This is a genomic window from Marinomonas sp. SBI8L, assembly GCF_001624705.1.
In the GTDB taxonomy this organism is placed as follows: Bacteria; Pseudomonadota; Gammaproteobacteria; order Pseudomonadales; family Marinomonadaceae; genus Marinomonas.
In genome coordinates, this window is the sequence record NZ_JSEO01000015.1 from 92122 (window position 1) to 113202 (window position 21081).

24 protein-coding genes and 1 tRNA gene are annotated in these 21081 nt (G+C 39.3%); 7 read left to right on the forward strand and 18 right to left on the reverse strand.

Going from position 1 to position 21081, the window contains the following annotated elements; translation table 11 throughout:
- Positions 1-81: 81 nt before the first annotated feature.
- Complete coding sequence (locus tag OA91_RS19830) at positions 82-444, reverse strand: antibiotic biosynthesis monooxygenase family protein (RefSeq protein ID WP_063337670.1); 363 nt, start codon at positions 442-444, stop codon at positions 82-84.
- 115 nt (positions 445-559) lie between these two features.
- Positions 560-985: a c-type cytochrome gene (locus OA91_RS19835; protein ID WP_063337671.1), complete on the reverse strand. Its 426-nt coding sequence runs from the start codon at positions 983-985 to the stop codon at positions 560-562.
- Positions 986-1132: 147 nt separating this feature from the next.
- Here OA91_RS19835 and OA91_RS19840 point away from each other — a divergent pair, with 147 nt between their 5' ends.
- Positions 1133-1765, forward strand: a complete 633-nt coding sequence (locus OA91_RS19840) for a cytochrome b/b6 domain-containing protein (RefSeq protein WP_197477854.1) — start codon at positions 1133-1135, stop codon at positions 1763-1765.
- A gap of 47 nt (positions 1766-1812) precedes the next feature.
- The gene (locus OA91_RS19845; RefSeq protein WP_063337672.1) at positions 1813-2256 is read left to right on the forward strand and encodes a MarR family winged helix-turn-helix transcriptional regulator; all 444 of its coding nucleotides are present in this window, start codon (positions 1813-1815) and stop codon (positions 2254-2256) included.
- A 25-nt stretch (positions 2257-2281) separates the two neighbouring features.
- Here OA91_RS19845 and OA91_RS19850 read toward each other — a convergent pair whose 3' ends face one another.
- Together OA91_RS19850 and OA91_RS19855 are read right to left on the reverse strand one after the other, a co-directional pair.
- Complete coding sequence (locus tag OA91_RS19850) at positions 2282-3592, reverse strand: sensor domain-containing diguanylate cyclase (protein ID WP_063337673.1); 1311 nt, start codon at positions 3590-3592, stop codon at positions 2282-2284.
- A 227-nt stretch (positions 3593-3819) separates the two neighbouring features.
- Complete coding sequence (locus tag OA91_RS19855; RefSeq protein ID WP_063337674.1) at positions 3820-4851, reverse strand: S66 family peptidase; 1032 nt, start codon at positions 4849-4851, stop codon at positions 3820-3822.
- Positions 4852-4986: 135 nt separating this feature from the next.
- Between OA91_RS19855 and OA91_RS19860 the strand changes: the two genes are divergently transcribed.
- The gene (locus OA91_RS19860) at positions 4987-6195 is read left to right on the forward strand and encodes a Bcr/CflA family efflux MFS transporter (protein ID WP_063337675.1); all 1209 of its coding nucleotides are present in this window, start codon (positions 4987-4989) and stop codon (positions 6193-6195) included.
- Positions 6196-6290: 95 nt separating this feature from the next.
- Here the strand turns inward: OA91_RS19860 and OA91_RS19865 are convergent.
- Positions 6291-6378: transfer RNA gene (locus OA91_RS19865), tRNA-Ser, on the reverse strand.
- A gap of 117 nt (positions 6379-6495) precedes the next feature.
- Positions 6496-7056, reverse strand: coding sequence for a nitroreductase family protein (locus tag OA91_RS19870; RefSeq protein WP_063337676.1), 561 nt, complete (start codon positions 7054-7056; stop codon positions 6496-6498).
- 306 nt (positions 7057-7362) lie between these two features.
- Here OA91_RS19870 and OA91_RS19875 point away from each other — a divergent pair, with 306 nt between their 5' ends.
- A complete protein-coding gene (locus tag OA91_RS19875; RefSeq protein ID WP_157203807.1) occupies positions 7363-8892 on the forward strand; it encodes a hypothetical protein in 1530 nt (509 codons plus the stop codon).
- A gap of 55 nt (positions 8893-8947) precedes the next feature.
- Here the strand turns inward: OA91_RS19875 and queF are convergent, their stop codons facing one another.
- The 3 genes from queF to OA91_RS19890 all read right to left on the reverse strand — a co-directional run bounded on the left by queF (position 8948) and on the right by OA91_RS19890 (position 11549).
- Positions 8948-9763, reverse strand: a complete 816-nt coding sequence (queF, locus tag OA91_RS19880) for an NADPH-dependent 7-cyano-7-deazaguanine reductase QueF (protein WP_063337678.1) — start codon at positions 9761-9763, stop codon at positions 8948-8950.
- Positions 9764-9852: 89 nt separating this feature from the next.
- Entirely contained in the window at positions 9853-10626 is a 774-nt protein-coding gene (locus OA91_RS19885) for an ABC transporter permease (protein ID WP_046019789.1), read from the reverse strand.
- 8 nt (positions 10627-10634) lie between these two features.
- Entirely contained in the window at positions 10635-11549 is a 915-nt protein-coding gene (locus tag OA91_RS19890; RefSeq protein WP_046019788.1) for an ABC transporter ATP-binding protein, read from the reverse strand.
- 60 nt (positions 11550-11609) lie between these two features.
- Here OA91_RS19890 and OA91_RS19895 point away from each other — a divergent pair, with 60 nt between their 5' ends.
- Complete coding sequence (locus OA91_RS19895; protein ID WP_046019787.1) at positions 11610-12032, forward strand: PA2817 family protein; 423 nt, start codon at positions 11610-11612, stop codon at positions 12030-12032.
- An 84-nt stretch (positions 12033-12116) separates the two neighbouring features.
- Here OA91_RS19895 and fabF read toward each other — a convergent pair whose 3' ends face one another.
- From fabF to OA91_RS19930, 7 genes are all read right to left on the reverse strand, one after another.
- Entirely contained in the window at positions 12117-13355 is a 1239-nt protein-coding gene (gene fabF / locus OA91_RS19900) for a beta-ketoacyl-ACP synthase II (RefSeq protein ID WP_063337679.1), read from the reverse strand.
- Between the two features lie 113 nt (positions 13356-13468).
- Positions 13469-13702, reverse strand: coding sequence for an acyl carrier protein (gene acpP, locus OA91_RS19905; RefSeq protein ID WP_046019785.1), 234 nt, complete (start codon positions 13700-13702; stop codon positions 13469-13471).
- 131 nt (positions 13703-13833) lie between these two features.
- Entirely contained in the window at positions 13834-14577 is a 744-nt protein-coding gene (gene fabG, locus OA91_RS19910; RefSeq protein ID WP_063337680.1) for a 3-oxoacyl-ACP reductase FabG, read from the reverse strand.
- A gap of 86 nt (positions 14578-14663) precedes the next feature.
- A complete protein-coding gene (gene fabD / locus OA91_RS19915) occupies positions 14664-15590 on the reverse strand; it encodes an ACP S-malonyltransferase (protein WP_063337681.1) in 927 nt (308 codons plus the stop codon).
- Positions 15587-16567 (reverse strand): fatty acid synthesis protein, encoded by a 981-nt coding sequence (locus OA91_RS19920; protein WP_063337682.1) that lies wholly within the window; start codon positions 16565-16567, stop codon positions 15587-15589. The genes fabD and OA91_RS19920 overlap by 4 nt, the downstream gene beginning before the upstream one ends.
- 12 nt (positions 16568-16579) lie before the next feature.
- Positions 16580-16759: a 50S ribosomal protein L32 gene (rpmF, locus tag OA91_RS19925; protein WP_009831529.1), complete on the reverse strand. Its 180-nt coding sequence runs from the start codon at positions 16757-16759 to the stop codon at positions 16580-16582.
- Between the two features lie 10 nt (positions 16760-16769).
- Positions 16770-17240, reverse strand: a complete 471-nt coding sequence (locus tag OA91_RS19930) for a YceD family protein (protein ID WP_231870419.1) — start codon at positions 17238-17240, stop codon at positions 16770-16772.
- 194 nt (positions 17241-17434) lie between these two features.
- Between OA91_RS19930 and OA91_RS19935 the strand changes: the two genes are divergently transcribed.
- Positions 17435-18040: a Maf family protein gene (locus OA91_RS19935; RefSeq protein ID WP_063337683.1), complete on the forward strand. Its 606-nt coding sequence runs from the start codon at positions 17435-17437 to the stop codon at positions 18038-18040.
- 73 nt (positions 18041-18113) lie between these two features.
- On the opposite strand, the gene OA91_RS19940 is transcribed toward OA91_RS19935, so the two are convergent.
- A complete protein-coding gene (locus OA91_RS19940) occupies positions 18114-19187 on the reverse strand; it encodes a S49 family peptidase (RefSeq protein ID WP_082828042.1) in 1074 nt (357 codons plus the stop codon).
- Between the two features lie 307 nt (positions 19188-19494).
- Between OA91_RS19940 and OA91_RS19945 the strand changes: the two genes are divergently transcribed.
- Positions 19495-19914 carry a MaoC family dehydratase gene (locus tag OA91_RS19945; RefSeq protein WP_046019779.1) on the forward strand — a complete coding sequence of 140 codons (420 nt, stop codon included), beginning with the start codon at positions 19495-19497 and terminating at the stop codon, positions 19912-19914.
- Between the two features lie 69 nt (positions 19915-19983).
- Here OA91_RS19945 and OA91_RS19950 read toward each other — a convergent pair whose 3' ends face one another.
- Positions 19984-20952, reverse strand: a complete 969-nt coding sequence (locus OA91_RS19950; protein WP_063337684.1) for an RluA family pseudouridine synthase — start codon at positions 20950-20952, stop codon at positions 19984-19986.
- Positions 20953-21081 lie beyond the last annotated feature (129 nt).

Sequence of the window (21081 nt, forward strand, 5' to 3'; positions counted from 1 at the left end):
CCTGATTAACCTTTTTTGGTTATCAGGCTTTTATTCTGTTTCTAAGCTTGTGTTTACTAGAGAAACCCCATTTTATCTTGGTTAATCTCTGCGAATCACATGATACAAAGCTGGAGATGGCTTTACGCCTTCTATTCGAGGAAGGCCTGCATTCGCACGCATCGATTGAGTTGCTTTTGTATATTCCTCGACAGTGCGCCACTGGGCAACATTAATCAGCCTATATTGTGCATCTGAAGATAAGGATTGGTGTAATGCTGTCGAAATATAGCCTGGCTGTTGCTGTAAATAATCTCGAGCCTTTTCCCACATGTTAATGGTCTCTCCAAGTTGGTGCTCTGGTACTTTGAAAGAATTGATCAAGACTACATTTTCGCTTGCTACTACAAATGTAGAGAAAACACTTGATACAAGAAACATCATAGATAGAACTAAATTTTTCATCGCTATTACCTCTAAATGGCTTTTATCCTATTGGATTTCAACCTAATTAATATTTAAATCAGACACTTAATAGTGTGCTAATTCATTACTCTATTACTGATTTTCAAAAACTGAATTACCAAAGTGATCGGTATTTCATATGGCAGGAGCGACAAGAAGAGTCTGCGAGTTTAAAAGCTTGCTTAACTCTTTTTGAATCCTCATTAGAAGCCGCGTTGGACATTTGTACATATGCACTTTCAAAACGCGATAAACGAGCGCTAAAGTCATCCCAGTTTTTCCAAATTTTGCTGCTACTTCTTCCTTTTCCACGTGTATCTTCTGGAAACAAATTAACCAGTTGAGCAATCTGCTTCGATAAAGCATCCGCTTTAACAACCACATCAGACATTGCACCATGATCGATTAATATCTCTAACGATTCAGTGCCTTTTTCAACCTTTTTAAAAATGGTTTGCCTTTGTTCAACCTTTGCTTCCTCTGCCCCAATGGCACAGGTAAGAAAACCAAAAATGAGTCCTGCTAGAAGTTGCTTTTGCATTTTCACTTATCCAATTTATTGCTGAGATTGATCAAAAGGTAGCATGAAGAAAATTTATTTGCAAATGCAACAATAGCATTTGCTATATTTTGTTTTTTATCATTATACTGTCGCTAAATTAAGGTTTTTAGATATTTTGGAGTTGGCATGATTAAAAAATGGGATCTAGCAATTAGGCTTTATCATTGGGTTCAAGCCATATTAGTAGTGCTTTTACTCTTATCTGGTTTTAGCGGGAAAGGGTCTACTCTCATTCATATTGGCGCTGGATTATTCTTAATGACATTGTTATTTTGGCGCATTTCATGGGGAGTGATTGGCAGTGAAACAGCCCGTTTCACTCACTTTTTAGCAGGACCACAAGCCATAATAAAGTATCTAAGTAGCGGCAAAAGTGAGCATGTTGGTCATAACCCTGCAGGCGCTATTATGGTGATAGTGATGCTGATACTGCTAATGTTTCAGACTACATCTGGACTTATGACAACAGATTTCATCGATGGTGTTTTTCTGGTGGGAATAGACAAACTAAATACCCTAGAAAATCTGCATAAGTTGAATGCTATCTTGTTATTAGTGCTTATTTTCATTCATATTCTTGCCATTATTATCTACCGATCAAAAGGCATTTTTTTGGTAAAGGCAATGATTAGTGGGTATAGTAGCAGTAATCAGAAACAGCCTTTTTTAAAAAGCAATCTCCGAGCTGGCTTAACATTATTGTTAAGCCAGCTTGTGACGATTAGCTTAATTATTACGCTGTATTTTTTAAGCTATTAAAGACATTTAAATGGCCAAATACATTTAAATGAATTGAGACCATATTAATGAGCAAAGAAGCACCAAAAACCAAACTCCCTAGACATACTAGCTTTGGTTGGTTAATCGCTGTTTTAGGCGGCCAAATGGCGAACGGTTTAGATACCAGATTAAAAGAAATAGGTCTTCATATTGGTTTATGGCCTACCTTATTTGCCCTTTGGGAAGAAGAAGGTTTAACTCAGACAGAGCTGGCCCATAGATGCCAGACAGCCCATTACACTACCACTCGCGTATTAGACTCTCTTGAAAAATTAGAGCTAGTAGAAAGAAGAGCACATCCAACTAGCAGGCGCGCTTTTCAAATATTTCTCACTGAAAAAGGTAGAAGCTTAGAAGTAGAAGGCACAAGCCGTGCAAATGAGTGTAATCAAGAATTTTTATCTGCTTTAACACCAGAAGAAAGCGACGAGCTACACAGGCTTGTCGCTAAAGTCATCAAGCAAGGTTAAATCCTATTGCCCTTTTCTCATTAGCTCAACTGTCTAATTGAGCTAATGTATAGGCATTTCGTCCACCTTCTTTCACTTGATACAAGGCAGTGTCTGCCGCTCTAAATAAGCCTTCAACACTCTGCCCATGAAGTGGGTAAATAGCCCCTCCTATACTGGTACCCACTTTGAGTAATAGGTTTTCAAACAATATAGGTTGTTGGAATTCTTTTAGTATCTTTTGTGCACAGGTATTAAGTTTTTGTGCATTACCCGCACTTTGCAGCATGATGATAAATTCATCGCCACCGACTCTGGCCACGAGATCACCTCGCTGTATTTGAGCATTTAGCCTTTTAGCCACTTCTTGCAAAACAGCATCGCCCGCTAGATGCCCGTGGTTATCATTAATTTGCTTAAAATAATCAAGATCCACCCACAAGATAGCAAAAGGACTCCCTGTTTCTTTACCTTGTTCTAATAGAGATTCTAGCTCTTGATTTAGCTTCATACGGTTTGGGAGCTGAGTCAGAGGATCATGATAGGCTTGATGGATGATGCGCAACTCAATCTCTTTTTGCTCTGTAATATCTTGGTTAGTACCCAACAGGCGAATACTATTTCCTTTATCATCGGACTTAATACCAACATGGGTTGAAATATAGCGCTCTACGCCATTTGGTAGGATGATTCTAAACTCAAAGTTGAAGTCTATGCCTGCCTCTATTCCTTCTTGTGTTGCAAGCTGGGTACGCTCTAGATCATCGGGATGGATCAGGTTTTCAAATAATTCACGGCTTGGCTCTATACCCGAATCTATTCCAAATATACGATAGGTTTCGTTTGACCAAACTTGCTTATTTGTCTTGAGATCCCAATCCCAGCAGCCTAGATTAACTAACGACTGAGCGGCTTTAAGGCGTTCTTCGCTTTCACGCAATGCATGTTCAGCTCTTTTTTGATCTGTAATATCTTGGTTTGTACCTAATACTCTTACTTTTTTACCATGGGCATCTTTTTCAAAAGTAAGGTGGGAGTAGATATAACGCTCTTCCCCGTTTGGTCGGAGGATACGGAATCCGTAAGTAATATCGTCTTCTTGTGCTATGCCCTGCTCTAGTTTTTCTCTTACATAGTCAAGGTCGTCTGGGTGCAATAAGGATTCAAATAACTCTCGTGTTACCTCAGCACTTGAGTCTACCCCAAGAATTTCATAGGTTTTATCAGACCAAGCTTGCTCGTTGGTCACAAGGTCCCAATCCCAAGTACCTAAGGCTACCAATTTGTACGCAGCAATTAACCTTTGTTCACTTCTTTTAAGCTTTTTAAGAAGTGCTTCCTCTTTTCGATTCAGCATATTTCTACCAACAAGTACATGGCACCACTAACAAGCACCTATAAATCACTGTCCCTAAAAAAGAATCCATTTTGTTACTTTGCTAATTAGAATACCAAAGATAAGTGTAGTTCAGCTAATTGAATTAAGAACAGATTCGTCTTAGTTTAACCCTGATTTAAAAATTGGTATTAAGCCCTCTGATAAAAGCTTCAACCAGAGTAAAAACAACTTAAAAGTAATTTACATTAAGTTAAACTTTGGGTGAGTTTCCAACTACCTTCTTCGCAACTTATCCTAGCTAGTGCGCCATTAATTAACGTTAAGTTTGGCGGTACATGGCCAATATCCATATCGATTAACACAGGAATACCAAGATCAGATAAGTGCCGCTTTATCACTTCATGATAAGTTAAATCATCTTTGTCTTGAGTATCTGAATATGCTGAGCGCCCAAGCAATACGGCTTTAAGATGGGTAAAAACGCCTTTAAACTTCATACTGAGAATGCTTCGGACCAAGTCGGCAGGTGACATTTCGACATTTTCTAAATAAAGAATTACCCCTTCATCACATTCTTTAGCATAACGCTTCAAATCTAAGTAAGGGGTATCAAATAGATGTATTAGGGTATCCCAACAACCTCCTATTAAACGCCCTTCTAAACATGATCCGTTTTGGGGAGGCACTAACCAACGCCAGTTTGTTTTCAAATAAGGCTCTAAAACAGCAGCAGGATTGATGCGGCTATCAGGCCATTTATCCGTATGCTTTTGAGATGCATATTGAGTAAAACTTGCACCTGGCTTTGTCGCCATGTTAGTTAGAAAATTAGCGGTTAAGGTTTCGGTTTCATTTGCCACTAGGTTCATTAAATTTGGACTATGAGCCGTGGCCCAATTTAGCTTTGAGCTTATAACAACCATGAGCGTACTAATATCTGAAAAGCCAAAGAGCCACTTAGGCTTAGCCTCTTTTAAGCGGTCAAAATCTAAAAAAGGTAATATCTCCATGGCAAGTTCACCACCCCAAGGCGCAGCAATAGCATCAAGAGTGTCATCTAGTAAAAATGACATTAACTCATCTGCTCTTTGTGCTGCAGGTGCACTAACATGCTTGCTATTACCCATCAGACACTTGCCTTCGATAATAACATAACCTTTCTCTTTTAAGTCTGTCACTACATGCTGGTACCTTATCTTTGCAGCATCATTTATTCCAGATGAAAAGGCGGTAACAGCAATAACACTTCCTTGTTCCAATGAGGCTGGATAAATCATATATCGTCCTTAATTCTTTATTTTTTAGCATCAAAAATGCGACCACTAGTTTAGTGCATCTATCCATTTAACTGCCAACCCTTTAGCATCTGACTATCTAGGGAACCTCCCTGTATTTAGCAAAAAGGAAGTCGCTTGCTTACGGTCGATAAGAAAAACCATATTCTCGTTTTACTCATACTCGTTGGTTCTTTGGCACCGTTTGCAGCTGATGCCTATTTGCCTGCCTTGTCATTATTAACTGAGTACTTTCAAACTAGCGATAGTATGCTGAAGTTTAGTGTCACGGCTTATTTTATTGGTTTTGCTTTTGCACAAATTATCTTTGGCCCTTTATCCGATGCTAAAGGCCGTAGAAAGGTCATTCTATTAGGCATAGTGATTGGTGCGATTGGCGCCGTAATTTGCTTTAGCGCACAATCTATCTGGCAGTTTTTTATTGGCAGGTTTATTTTAGGTATAGGGATGGCATCAGGCATTCCAGTCGCTAGAGCGGTTTTAAAAGATTTGTTTACAGGTGTTGAGCTATCAAAAGCAGCCTCAAGCATTAATATGGTGTTTGCCTTGATGCCTTTTATTACGCCATTGATTGGCGCTTATCTCTCTAGCTTTTATGTATGGCAAATTATCTTTCAGCTACTCCTTCTATTAACGCTTTTTGTATTAGCTCTTACCTATTACTTTCTTCCAGAAACAAATCAAAAACTTGACCCTAAAGTGATTGAGACTAAGCATCTTTGCAGACTCTTTATCCGCGTAATAAAAGATAAAGACGTATTTACTTATGGCACAGCAACGCTCTGCGCTTTTGGTTGTGCTGTGACCTATATGGTGTCTGCGCCGTTCATCTTTCTTAATATCTTTGGGCTAAGCATGATTGAGTTTGGCTGGCTTGCTGGGCTTATCACCTTGTCTTACATTATTGGCTGCTTCTTTAATAACTGGTTGCTAAAGCATCTAAGCCCGAATCAAGTCATTTTATGGGCTTTAATTGGAATGTTACTTACAGGTATGAGCATTTATTTGAGCTTAAAGCTATTCGGACCCCACCTTATTATCATGAGCGCTAATGTGTTCTTGCTTATGCTTTCTTCTAGAATGGTCTTTCCTAACGCTTTGGCAGGTGCTTTTTCCAGCCCTATAAAAGAAGTCGGTGTGATTAGTTCTGTATACGGGGTTTACCACACTTTAGGCGCTATCATCGCCAGTGGCATTATCGGGATTTTGAACTTTAACCCCATTAGCGCCATGGCATTTACCATGATTGGATTTGCATGCTTAGGATTAAGTAGTTTTTACCTGAATAAAAGACTCGAAATGAAAGGCGAGAGAAAGCGATCTTAGTCACTCTTTACTTAAGAACACTTTAACCAAACATTCAGGCCTTTTTTATAGACGAAAAAAAACCGCATCTCGTAAGATGCGGTTTTTTAGAATAATGGCGGTGAGCAAGAGATTCGAACTCTTGATGCCTTTCGACATACACACTTTCCAGGCGTGCTCCTTCGGCCACTCGGACAGCTCACCACAGGCCACTTTGAAGGCGTCGCCTATCAAAGAGTGCGCGTATATTAATGTCGAAGTGATTGAAACGCAAGCCCTTTTTTAGGAGAAATTCAGCTTTGACTCCCCCTTGTTCAAAGATCAATCAAACCATTCTAGGTGCTGAGTTAGATCTACTTCTTTCACTCTTTTTTCGATTGCTTTAGGGGTACCCACATAAATAAAGCCAATCACTTGGTGATGTGCATCTATGCCTAAAAGCTCTTTCGTTAAATCACTATGAGCAACAGGACCAGTACGCCAAATGGCACCATAACCCAATGCGTTAAGACCAAGCAGAGCCTGTTGGGTAGCCGCTGAAACAGCCATTGTTTGTTCAATAGCGGGTACTTTTGGATGTTCCACTAATGCCGCTGTAACCACAAGAACAGCAGGTGCCCTATGTGCTTTTTGGATGAAATTATCCTTTTTGGCTGTTGGCATCTCAGGTGTAGTTGCTAATGCGTGCTGCCAATAACACTCACCTAAAATATCCAAGCTTTTTCCTGAATAAACACGGTAACGCCAAGGCCTCATCGCACCGTGGTCAGCAGCCCTACTTGCTGCCTCTAAAACGTTTTGCCATTCATCTTTTGACGGTGCTGGCGCTAACAATGCATTCTGAGAGCTTCTTTCACGCATAAATTGGATAAATTCTTTCATATTTTTTTACCTAGGCCATACTTAAATAAGTAAGTCATTGAGTTGCTTTACATTAATTCAATTTACTCATGTTAGCATGAAGTTATAATCTACCTCATTAGGGATAGAGAATTTTGGAAATGGATAAGCAAACAATTTACACTAAGTTAACAGGTGACTTTACAGTTAATTAACTTAATCAATGGTGGATTTAAGAGTTAGTTAGAAAAGCTTTCTCTAGTAAACACAGTACTCATATATTCGATTTTTACAGGCGCCCTTTTATACATGAAGCTATTAGTATGGACACTCATAGAAATTATCACCTTGTTAGTGTTTTCTGGCAGCTTATTGATATGGTTTAAAAGGCGTCTAGAAAAAGATAATGAACCTGAAAACACACCCTCTGGCAATACAGATCCAGTCAGCACTGACGACCAACCTGAACAAGCCATAAAAACCAACCAATCAGATGATTCTAGCCTTAAAGACTTAAAACGCTTCATCCAGAATCAAATTTTGTTTGCAAAAAAACTTCTTTCTAAAACAGAGTTAAGAGAAGACCCAAAGAAAGTAATGCTCATTAAACTCTGGGGGACACTTCTAAAAGCTGAATCAAGAGTATTAGATACTCCTGACAAAGCTGAAACAGATAAAATTTTGCAGCAGCAACTTTCTAAAATTTTAACGAATATTTTTAGCGCCAACAAAGAAAATGAGGAAACTAAAGCACTGAAAAAGAAGCTTGCAAAACTAATGGAAGAAGCAAATCAGTCTAATGAGGTACTAAAACTCAAAGAAGAGTTAGAAAAAGCACAAAGCGCAATTAAAAAAGAGTTATTAATTCAGATTGAGAAACTTGAAAAAAACCTTAATCGATTAAAAGTTAAACAAAGAGAACATAACAACTTAGAACAAACACTTGCTAGCGCTGAAAAAAATGTAAACCAACTAAAACAAGCTCTACAAAATTTGGAACATAATAATGAATTTGATGAAATAATAAGTTCCAAACAAGAAGACACCACTGACATAAATTCAGATCATGCTAAGCACAAGGCCAATAAACAAATCAGCGCCTTAAATCAAATTGCTAAACGACAAGAAATCGTGATTGATTTATTGAGAGAGAAGCTAAGTAACACAGAAAAATCGAGTGAATTAGAGTTCGACGGATCACAAGAGATTGCAATTGGCCGGATTGAACAGCTGATTAAAGAATCTGACAACCTTATCCTACAACTTGAAAATGAACTAAACACAACAAACCTCTCCATTAACTCACTTAAATCAGAAATAGAACAAAAGAGTAAAAAGTTAGTAGAAAAAGAAAAACAGTTATCTATCGCAAAAAAAACAGCTGCGAACTCATTTATTGAGTCAACAAAAAACCAGCAATCTCATGTAGATGATATGAAAAACCATCTATCTAACCCTCCTGAAAACGATATAATGCAGGGCTTGATACTTGAACAACAAAAGGAATCAGACACTCTTGAAAGACTATTAAAAGAGTCTGAAACTTGTGTCACTTTATTAGAGTCTGAGCTAGAAACAGCTAGAAAAAATAATGCTGAAATGCTTAATACAATTAAAACAGTTAACCCTGATTTTGGAAGAGACAGTAGTGACGATGTAAATAATAAGTTTCAGCAACTCGAAAATATTCATCAGCAACTACTTACTGAGCATAGCCAAGTTAAGCAACAACTATTAGCAAGTATTGATCAGGACGAAACTGGAGAACTAAGAAATGAATTTAATCGTAAAAATCTAGAACTAGATAGGCTTCAATTAGCAATTATTGATTTAGAAAAAAAACAAATTGAAAACAGTAAGAAAATGTATGGAGAGTAATAATTTATTCAAGTGTCAAAAAACCAGCTAATTAGCTGGTTTTTTTAGTCATAACTTATTGACGACTTAGTCTTTCATTACCCAAAGTTAACGGCTCTGAAGCACGGTAAGGGTTAATATCTAATCCGCCACGCCTTACGTAACGCGCATTAACAACTAAATAGTCTGGTGCACATTTTTGCATGATATCAATGAAGATACGTTCTACACATTGCTCATGAAAATCGGTGTGCTCTCTAAAAGAGATAACATATTTAAGTAGGCTCTCATGACAAATTTTAGCACCACGGTACTCGATAAATACAGATCCCCAGTCTGGCTGGTTTGTTACAGGGCAATTTGACTTAAGTAAATGACTAACAACTTTCTCTTCGACTTGCTCCGCATCTTCGTCCAAGGCTAACAAGCTAGCATCCGGATGATAAATGCTTGCCTCTACATCTAAGTCATCAATGCAGTAATCCGCAGTTTGAATAACCAAGTTTTGCATAGCTTCTAGATCACGAATTACAACACTAACGTCAGCACCAGCAGCAGCACTTAAATCTCTCACCAAGATGGACTCAACCTCTTGAACTGATTCATAACGCATTTGATTTAATGAGTTTAAATACAGTTTAAAAGACTTTGACTCAATAATATTTGGCGAGTCATGGGGCAACCTAAATTCAGCAATTGCAACAATTGGCTTACCTTTGCTGTTTAACCAAGATACTTCATAAGCATTCCAAATATCTTCACCAAAAAATGGTAGGCGCTCAGACTCTATACCCATTTCTTGCCATTTATCGACTCTGGCAATTGGGAATAACAATTCTGCAGAATACTCAGAAATGTATTCGGTTTTTTGACCTAGCGGTAACGCACCCATAACAGCCTCACTTAACTCTTAACAATGTTGAAATATTCTAATAAAACGTTTTTTGTAGCAGCAGTTTTCGCTTCTTGCTTATGCTGCTATTAACTTCTAATTCCATGCCCACGATTCAATAAACGTAGCGCATAGGTGAATAAAACAGCGATAAAAGCCAGAATAATGACAATGGCATAACCTACATTAATGTCAGACACACCAAGAACACCGAAACGAAAAGCATTCACCATGTATAAAACAGGATTCAGAAGTGACATGTTTTGCCAAAAACTTGGCAGTAAATCAATCGAATAAAATACGCCACCAAGGTAAGTTAAAGGCACTAAAACAAAAGTTGGGATGATTGAAATATCATCAAAACTCTTTGCATATACTGCATTTACAAAACCACCCAAGGAAAACAATACAGCCGTTAAGAAGACTACCAAAACTGTAATCAGTAGATTTTCAAGGTGCATATCCGTGAAGAAGAGCGATAAAAGTGTCACGATAAAGCCAACAAACAAACCACGAGTAACGCCACCAACCACATATCCCATTAGAATAATCCAGTTTGGTGTTGGTGAAACTAATAATTCTTGTACATTATGCTGAAACTTAGCTGAGTAAAATGATGCTGATACATTGGCGTAGGAGTTAGTAATGATAGACATCATTATCAAACCAGGCACTATATACTGCATATAGCTAAAGCCACCCATCTCACCAATACGTGAACCAATTAGGTTACCAAAAATAGCAAAGTACAAAGTCATGGTAATTGCGGGCGGTAATAAGGTCTGTGGCCAAATCCGCATAAAGCGACGGATTTCTCTTCTAACAATTGTTAAGAAAGCCACCAATATTTGTGTATTTTTCATGTGTTAAATTATCCCTTGGTTAGCTTCACAAACAGCTCTTCTAAGCGGTTTGATTTGTTACGCATACTTTGCACTTGCAAGCCTTGCTCATTCAATGCGACAAAGATGTCATTAATGGATTGGCCTTTGTTAATCTCAACTTCAATAGAGTGACCATCAGCCAGTGTTTTAACGGTAAAACCATCAATACTGACGTTGGATTCAATATTTGTAGCCAAATCTAAAATAAAGGTTTCTTGGCTAAGTGTTTTCAGCAGAGACTTCACACTGGTATTTTCAACAATTTCGCCTTTATTAATGATGGCAATATTGCGACACAGCTGCTCTGCTTCTTCTAGATAGTGAGTTGTCAAAATGATAGTTGTACCATTATCATTTAGCTCTTTTATGAACTCCCACATTGAACGACGCAGTTCAATATCAACACCAGCGGTTGGCTCATCTAATATCAGAACTTGAGGCTCATGTATTAGCGCTCTTGCTATCATTAGACGACGCTTCATACCACCTGAAAGCTGCATAGAAGGATTATTGCGTTTTTCCCATAATCCAAGCTGCTTTAAATACTTTTCAGCCCTAGGCGCTGCGACATCATAAGGAATACCGTAAAATCCTGCCTGAGTAACTATGATATTAAAAGGCGTTTCAAAAACATTAAAATTGAATTCTTGCGGCACTACACCTAAAAATTGTTTTGCACCTGCAAAATCTTTATCGATATCAACACCAAAGATTGAGACCTTACCCTGACTTTTATTCACTAAAGAACAAAGAATACCTATGGTTGTGGATTTACCTGCGCCATTCGGGCCTAGTAGCGCAAAGAAATCCCCTTTCTCTACTTTGAGGTCAACCCCTTTAAGGGCCTCAAAACCATTATCATAACGTTTTTTTAAGTCACTAATTTCTATTGCATATGTCATAATTACTCATCTTTGCCAGCATTGGGCTGGCATGAACATTTAACTGTAAAAGGCTATTACGTGGATTCTCGTAACGATTTCATATTGAATGCATTCAAAGATCTAAAAAGTAGAATGTCTGAGCACTTCCCTTTTGATCAAACACCCTTAAACGAAGAAGAAGCCGATCTAATCGAAAAAATGGATCAGTTATTTCAGGACATAGAAAATCAAGCGGCTGATTACAGTTTTGACGCTCAAGAAATCTTGTCTCGATTTATTCGTTGTTACGCAAACTTAGTACCTTTGGTACGTCGCGAATTACTTTGGTTTATCGGTGGCGAGTGCTTACATTTTCTTGGCGATGAAGAACTTAGCTTTTACCAGGAGCTAGAAGATCGTTTGTATCAACTCGATAACCAAGGCATTAATGTGGACTTAAATGAGCAAATCAAGTCTTTGCGACAAGAATTAGATACAAATAATTCAAATACCACTCACTAAATCTGTTTTAACTGAACTGGTCAGCTTAGCTTTAAGATACAAAAATAGGAGCACTTGCTCCTATTTTTATACTTAACGAAATCACTATACTTTACTAAACACTAGCGACCCATTCGTTCCACCAAAGCCAAATGAGTTATTTAGAACAACATCAATACGACGCTTTTGCGGTGTATGTGGGACATAATTCAAATCACATCCTTCACCTGGGTTTTCTAAGTTTATCGTCGGTGGCGCCAGTTGATCGCGAATTGCTAACACTGAAAAAATTGACTCAACAGCACCAGAAGCGCCTAACAAATGCCCTATCATGGATTTTGTAGAGCTAATAGCCACATCAGATGCAGCAGGACCCATCAAGGATTTAACGGCATTGGTTTCGGCTAAATCACCTGCTGGCGTTGATGTACCATGTGCATTAATGTAATCCACATCCGCCGCTTCTAACTTGGCATCTTTTAATGCTGCAGACATAGCAGACAATGCACCAATACCAGACTCAGGGGGCGCTGTCATATGATGCGCATCATCACTCATACCAAAACCAGCTAGCTCTGCATAAATTTTCGCACCACGGGCTTTAGCATGCTCATATTCTTCAAGTACTAATATGCCAGCACCATCTCCCATGACAAAGCCATCACGGTCTTTGTCCCAAGGGCGACTCGCTGTTTTAGGGTCATCATTGCGTGTAGATAATGCCCTTGCAGCGCCAAAACCACCAATTCCCAACTGGGTAATCGCCATTTCAGCACCGCCCGCTATCATAACGTCTGCATCCCCATATGAGATCATACGCCCTGCCATACCAATATTGTGCGTACCTGTTGTACAAGCCGTAACGATTGATATGTTTGGTCCTTTAAAGCCAAATTTGATAGCAACATGTCCAGAGATCATATTAATGATTGCCCCTGGCACAAAAAAAGGAGAAATTCGTTTTGGGCCTGACTTATTTAGTAGTTCCACATTTTTTTCAATCATGGGAAGCCCACCAATGCCAGAACCTATTGCACAGCCTACTCGGTTATAGTCTAAATCATCACTCAAAAGTGCGGCATCATCTAAAGCCTGCATAGAAGCAGCCATGCCATATTGAATGAAGAGGTCCATCTTACGTGCTTCTTTTGCTGTCATGTATTGAGCAACATCGAAGTCTTTTACCTGTGCAGCAAAGCGTGTAGAAAATTGCGAGGCATCAAAAAGATCAATGTCAGATACACCACTTTTTCCTTCCAATACGTTATCCCACGTATCTTTCACATTGCTGCCCAAAGGGGTAACCATTCCCATACCTGTGACAACAACACGACGACGAGACATATCCTTCCTCCAAAAGTACGCCCAACCCCTGAGGGTTTATTAAAAAGGGCTATAGAAAAGAAAAGCCGCTATGCACAAGACAAGCGGCTTCTCCAAAAACTCAGTTTACCAAATTACAGGTTTGCGTTGATGTAATCATTCGCAGCCTGAACTGTGGTAATTTTCTCAGCTTCTTCATCAGGGATTTCAGTGTCGAATTCCTCTTCCAAAGCCATTACTAGCTCAACTGTGTCTAGAGAATCTGCACCTAGGTCATCAACGAAAGAAGCAGTTGCAACTACTTCCTCTTCTTTAACACCAAGTTGTTCACAAACAATTTTTTTAACGCGTTCTTCAATGCTACTCATTAGAAGTTCCTACTCTACTCATTGTTAGCTCATTTGAGCTTTATAAAAATGTATAACCGTCTTTACGACGTGATTCTCAAGATGAACCGGATGGCTATTTTCGTTGATATCGTTAGAAAATTCAACTCAAATTACGCCATATACATGCCGCCATTAACATGTATTGTTTCACCCGTAATATATGAAGCACCTTCAGATGCTAAAAATGCGACTGCAGCCGCAATTTCTTCAGGTTGACCAAGACGAGACGCTGGGACTTTTTCAGTCAAAGCGGCTTTATGCTCTTCTGGTAATACCTTAGTCATATCTGTTTCGATAAAGCCTGGAGCTACACAGTTTACTGTGATGCCACGTGATGCAATCTCAGAAGCTAAAGAACGACTAAAGCCTTCTAAGCCAGCTTTTGCAGCAGAATAGTTCGCCTGACCTGGGTTACCCATAGAGCCAACAACTGAACTGATGCTAATTACACGGCCAAATTTTGCTTTTGTCATACCACGCATACAAGCTTTGGTTACACGATATACAGAAGATAGGTTGGTGTTAATTACAGAGTCCCACTCATCTTCTTTCATACGCAACATTAGGTTATCACGAGTAATACCAGCATTATTAACTAGAATAGTTGGCGCCGCAAAGTCTGCTGTAATGGCCTTAACCACTTCAGTTACTGAGTCTGCATCTGCAACATCTAAAACATAGCCTTTACCCGCATTACCAGCGTCAGCAAGGTAATCAGAAATGCTTTGCGCACCTGATTCGCTTGTTGCCGTACCGATAACCGTTGCACCTTGTTGACCAAGCAACAAAGCAATCGCTTTACCTATTCCGCGCGTAGCACCTGTTACTAGGGCTATTTTGCCTTCAAGACTCATTACTGTCTCCGTCGTTTACTTATCGTAATTTTTAAATTGTTGTTATATGGAGTGTTTATATTCATAAACACTCAAAATAGCAATTATTAATTTTTTGAAATTGCTGCGTCAAAGCTGGCAAGGTCAGCAATTGTTGCCGCACTTAGGCCCTTAACAATACGCTTATTAAGACCTGACAATACTTTTCCTGGACCGCATTCCAATGTCTCTGTAACACCTAAGTCAGACAATAAAGCCACAGTTTGAGTCCATAGAACTGGCTCACTTAATTGCGCTAAAAGATTCGCTTTCAATTTAGCAGGATCAGACTCTGCTTTTGCTGTAACGTTCTGAATCAAAGTGAAATTAGGTGCATTAAATTCAATTTTTTCTAAATCAAGTGCAAGTTTTTCGCCTGCCGGAATCATCAATTCACAGTGAGAAGGGACACTCACTGGTAGTGGCAAAGCTCGCTTAGCACCCGCTTCTTTTGCTGCAGCCATTGCAGCCTCTACTGGCGCCACATGCCCTGCAATCACAACTTGGCCAGGTGAATTGAAATTAACAGCGCTAACAACGCCCTCAATACCTTCACATGCTGCAACAACTTGATCGTCAGCAAGACCAATAATCGCAGCCATTGCACCTTCACCTGCAGGAACCGCTTGCTGCATGTATTCACCACGTAAACGAACTAGGTTTACTGCATCAGCAAATGCCATTACACCTGCACATACTAAAGCTGAATACTCACCCAAACTATGACCTGCAACATAAGCTGGTTGCGCACCACCTTGTTGTTGCCACAAACGCCACAAAGCAACACTTGCTGTTAGTAAGGCTGGTTGAGTTTTATCTGTCTGATTCAATTTATCAGCATCATTTTGTACAAGTGCCCAAAGATCGTAACCTAGCACCTCAGATGCTTCAGCAAATGTTTCTTCAATGACACTATGAGTTTCTGCAAGATCTGCCAACATACCCAATTGCTGAGAACCTTGTCCTGGAAAGACAAAAGCTAATTCGTTTTTCATTCGATTTCCTCTCTAGTCAATCGCGCCTCAATTTTTTTAGATAGTTGAGTTCGCGCTATATCAATTCCGTATTCAACCGCCCCCATCATGGCAGGCACATCTGAATCCCCATGACTTTTTACCAAATTGCCACGAACTCCCACGAGACAAGCCCCATGCCTTCGCTCACTTTGGTAAAAAGACTCAAGTACTTGATTCGAATCCTTCAATTGCGCTGTTTTTCCCATCAAAAAGTGCAACAAACCCTCTGACGCTTTTAATACAGCATTCCCCACCATGCCATCACACACTATGACATTTTTATCGCCAGTAAAAAGCTCATGCCCTTCAGCGTATCCAAGGTAGTTCGGCCACTCTCTTTTAGAAAGTAAATTATCCACCTGTTTTACTATGTTGCTACCTTTACTTGCTTCAACACCAACATTGAGCAAACCAACTTTCGCTGTCTCTTTGCCCATTTCTTCAACATAGGCCGAGCCAAGTTCGGCAAAACCGCACAGCATACTTGCCGGGCAATGCACATTAGCACCAAGATCTACAAGGCAACGTAATGGTTTAACACTAAGCTCTCTCATCAAAGCCGGATATAACTTAGGCCTAATCAACCCCAATAAATAACGCGCTAAAGCAACCATAACCCCTGTATTACCACAGGTCACCACTACATCACTTCGACCTTGCTTCATACTTAATAAAGCTTGATATAAGCTAGCGTCTTTTCGTTTAAATAAACTTCGCTCTAACTCTTCATCCACACGATAATAATCAAGACAATTAACTAAAGTTAAACGTGATGATGCACCTTTGGTGAACTTTGATAGATATGGGTTCGTTGAGTTGTTTTTACAAGAGCTAGACTCATGATAATAGAGCTGAATCTCAATATCAGAGTATTTTGAAAGGAGGTTATTTGCACATTCAAATGCAATGCAGGGACCTAAGTCCCCGCCCATAGCGTCAATAGCTACCCTAATCATACGGGTATCTAGTTACTCACCTTTTGGTGTAATAACTTGACGACCACGGTAAAAACCGTCTGCAGAGATGTGGTGACGACGATGAGTTTCACCTGTAGCTTGTTCTACAGATAAAGCTGCACCAGTCAATGCATCATGAGAACGGCGTTGGCCGCGACGTGAACGAGTCACTTTACTTTTTTGTACTGCCATTTTGGAGCTCCTAACTTTTGGCCTTTAATTGGGCCAATATACTAAATGGATTCGGATTTTCTTCGTCATCCGGGGCGTCATCGGTAGACGATGCATACTTTAAAGCTATTGGGTTGCAACCACTTTGATCATGATAAGCAACTACTGGTAGCGCCAGAAGTAACTCTTCTTCTATCATTTTGGCTAAAACAATCTCACCCTCAGTCATTACAACCGGATCATATTCATCAGGTATATTCTTAGCATGGTCTTCGTCATAAACAAATGCCAAAGCCAATTCTATATCTACATCATATGGGGTCGGTTCCATACATCTTTGACAGATGAGTTGAACCTGGGATTTAAGATTGCCTGTCGCGATGTAGCGCCTATCTTCATCAACTTTAAAGTTCAGATGAACAGTCACTTCACCAACATCAGACGCCAAGGCAGCACAAAGCTCCTTAAGCTGGTTAAGGGAAATTTGTCCTTCAAGTGCCATTTCGTGATTGGCATACTTGCGAGGGTCTATATATATGGGTAATGAGCTATTCAACATGGCGGCAAATGATATGGATATGCATGCTAGTTGTCAAAGTTTGATTGCTATTTGAAGCAGTTTTTATACACTTTTCCTCAACTTTCTTAAAAAAGTTTTAAAATCAATCGTGTTTTTCATTTTTATTAGGATAAACAGTGCAAAAAAGACTCATTTTAGGCTCCTCTTCACGCTACCGAAAAGCACTCTTGGAAAGATTAAATCTCCCATTTGAGTGCATCAGTCCCGATATAGATGAAGCCCCTTTAGTAAAAGAAGCACCAAAAGCATTAGTTGAAAGATTAGCAAAGGAAAAAGCTAAGGCCATTTTTGAGCAAATCCCAAACACTCAGGAAAGCATTATAATCACTTCTGACCAAGTTGCCTGTTTAGACGGACAAATTCTTGGTAAACCTTTAACAAGAGATAACGCAATTAAGCAACTCAGTCTTTTTAGCGGCAAAAAAGTAGAGTTCTTAACAAGCCTTTGCGTTACTGATAGCAAAACTAAACAAGCTGATCTCTCAACAAGCCTATATAGCGTTTATTTTAGGAAGTTAAATTTAGTAGAAATTGAAGGCTACATTGACGCAGAGCAACCACTAGACTGCGCAGGTAGCTTTAAGTGCGAAGGTTTAGGCGTGGCTCTATTTGAAAAAATGGAAGGTGATGACCCAAATTCATTAATAGGACTGCCATTAATTAAAGTAAGTAAATCCCTTAGCAATTTTGGGCTTAACCCTTTAACAAACCAAGCCAACTAATAAGTAGTAGGAATAGAGACAAGCAAACAAGGTGGTATTTGACTCTAAGCATATAGCCTAGAGCCAAACATCATCATTGTAGACGCATAGAATCTAAGAAAGTATTCGCGACACTGACGCCAAAGGACTTAACAATTTCTTCCCACGGCTCTTTATCTTCAGTGAAATATAAAACGTCCACCCCTTTATACTCAGTATTTAATAGCTGATAGAAACTTGCAAGGCCATCAACCAAACCTAGGTCAACCGCTTGAGCACCAGTGAACACAGCTCCTGTAAATAGGTCTGAAGACTCTTTAAGCCTGTCACCTCGGCCTTCTTTCACGGCATTAATAAATTGCCCATGAGTCTCATCTAAAACGGCCTGCCATTTATCAATTGAAGATTGTGCCATAGGTAAAAAAGGATCTAAGAAAGCTTTATTTTCACCCGCAGTAAATACACGTCTTTCAACACCAATTTTCTTCAACAACTCTGTTGCCTCAAAACCGGCTGAGATAACACCAATAGACCCGACCAAACTTGCTTTATCTGCATATATTTGATCAGCAGCAGAAGCAATGTAATAACCACCAGACGCAGCAAGGTCTTCCACAACTACATAAGTTGGCACATTAGGATACTGCTTACGTTTAAACTGAATCGCATCATAAATAATACCGGAGTGAACTGGGCTCCCCCCAGGACTATTCATTTTTAATACTAAAGCTTTAATACCGGGCTTTGCATAAGCATCATCTATTAATGGTAATACGATACTAGCATCAATAGGCTGCCCTGCCCCAATCTGCCCTTCCATTGGAATCACAGCAACATAATTAGCTTGAACATCTAACTCTGAAATATCAGCTTCACTCATAGCCACAACAAAAATCGCAATAATCACTGAAAAAGTTAAACTTCTAAAAAAGATCTTCCAGCGCCTCGCACGACGCTTCTCAACTAGATTTTCTTTTAGTGTGCTTTCTAATAATTGCCAAAGTTTTTCCGTACTTTTATTATCACCTTCTTTAGATGATGAAACTTGAACACTCTCTTCCGCCTTTTTTTCATCCTGCAATGACGTTCGACTTGATTCATCTACTTGATCAGCTTGCTCTTTATTAAGGACTTTCATTACCTTATCTTCATCTTCCGTCCAAGCCATAACCTAATTTCACCCTATAAATTATCAATCGCATTTAAAATTCAATATCTTTTTGAATATGCGGTCACTCATAAAAATATCAAGCATTAAAGAGTGAATCCTCCTCTACAGACTCACAAAACACTTATCAGTTCAACAAATACTCTAAATAACAAGAAACAAGATAGGATTTATCTATAAATTATCCACTTACAGCATCATTTCCGATAGAATTTATTTCGATACATCAAGAAGATGCACAGACGCAATTTCTGACAATTTATTATTCACCATATAGTTATTATGGTAGACAAAAATGGAGTCTCACATGAGCCAAGGTTATACCCTAGAAGAAATCACGGTAGGACAAAGTGTCGAAGTGACTAAAGTAGTGTCACCTGAAGATGTTCAAGCATTTGCAGATTTAACAGGTGATCACAATCCAGTTCATCTTGATGCTGAATTCGCAGCAACAACACAATTCGAAAAGCCAATTGCACACGGAATGCTGGGTGCTGGCCTAATTTCTGCTGCCATTGCATCCGAACTTCCTGGGCCTGGTAGCATCTATTTAGAACAGGCACTTAAATTTCGCGCTCCTGTTTTTGTCGGTGCAGAAGTTGTGACACGCATCACAGTTCTTGAAAAAGATGAACGTCGTCGCCGTGTAACACTAAAAACCGAATGCTTATGCGGTGATACTGTTGTTATCAAAGGCGAAGCTTGCATTATGATTCCAAAAGCTTAGCATCCCAATCAAAAAGACCGCACTCATTTTTATAGCGCGGTCTTTTTTTTATAACGTGTTAAATATTTATTAATAAATACCCGTTAGATTTTGATTCATTGCATTACGCCACTCATCATCAATCGGCGCTTCAACTAAAATACGCTGATCATTAAGCATAATATCTAGCTTAGCAGCATGAAGACACAATCGTTTAAACCCAAGCGCCTTCGCCTCTTTATTTTGCTCTGATGGTGAATATTTGTCGTCACCGACTATTGGATAACCGGCATGCAAGGTATGTACTCGTATTTGATGAGTTCGCCCTGTTACCGGCTCACACTCAACCAAACTGTATCCTTCGAACTGACGCAGTAATTTAAATCGAGTCAGACTTTCTTTACCGTCCGTATGCACCTTTACTATACGCTCACCAGATTTAAGCTCATTTTTTAACAAGGGTGCATTAACTTGCAGCTTACGCTTAGGCCAAGAACCATAAACCAAAGCTTGATAGGTTTTTTGAACGCCTTCTTTTTCACGCAGCGCAGCGTGAAGTTGCTTAAGTACAGAGCGCTTCTTAGAAATCATAATTAACCCAGATGTATCTCTATCTAATCTATGCACTAGCTCTACACTTTTCTCTTTCGATCTTAGCTGTCTAACCACTTCTACCAAACCAAAGTTTAAGCCACTACCACCATGAACAGCTAAACCAGAAGGTTTATTTACTACAATCAAACCTGCATCTTCATACACGATACGAGACTCAATTATTTGCATTAATTTCTGAGGAACTGCTGAGGCCTCTTTAGGTGGCTCAACAACAATAGGCGCTATCCTCACAATATCGCCAGAATAAATTCGGGTATCAGGCTTAACCCGCTTTTTATTCACACGTATTTCACCTTTTCTTAACAAGTTATAGATACGCCCTTTCGGCACCCCTTTTAGCTGGGCCATTAAATAATTATCGATTCTTTGATCATGATTATTTTCATCGATTGTATTAATTTTGACCTTTGGACGGTCATTTTCATTACTCTTCGTATCTGACATAACTGAAGAATGGTTTCCTTTATAATTGAAGCACTTAGTTTTTACTGATATATTCACATGCGCAGAGGGTAAGAGGCAAACAAAACGCCTCGAAGTTAAAAAAGAACCCCAAAAAGAGCTCCCACTGAA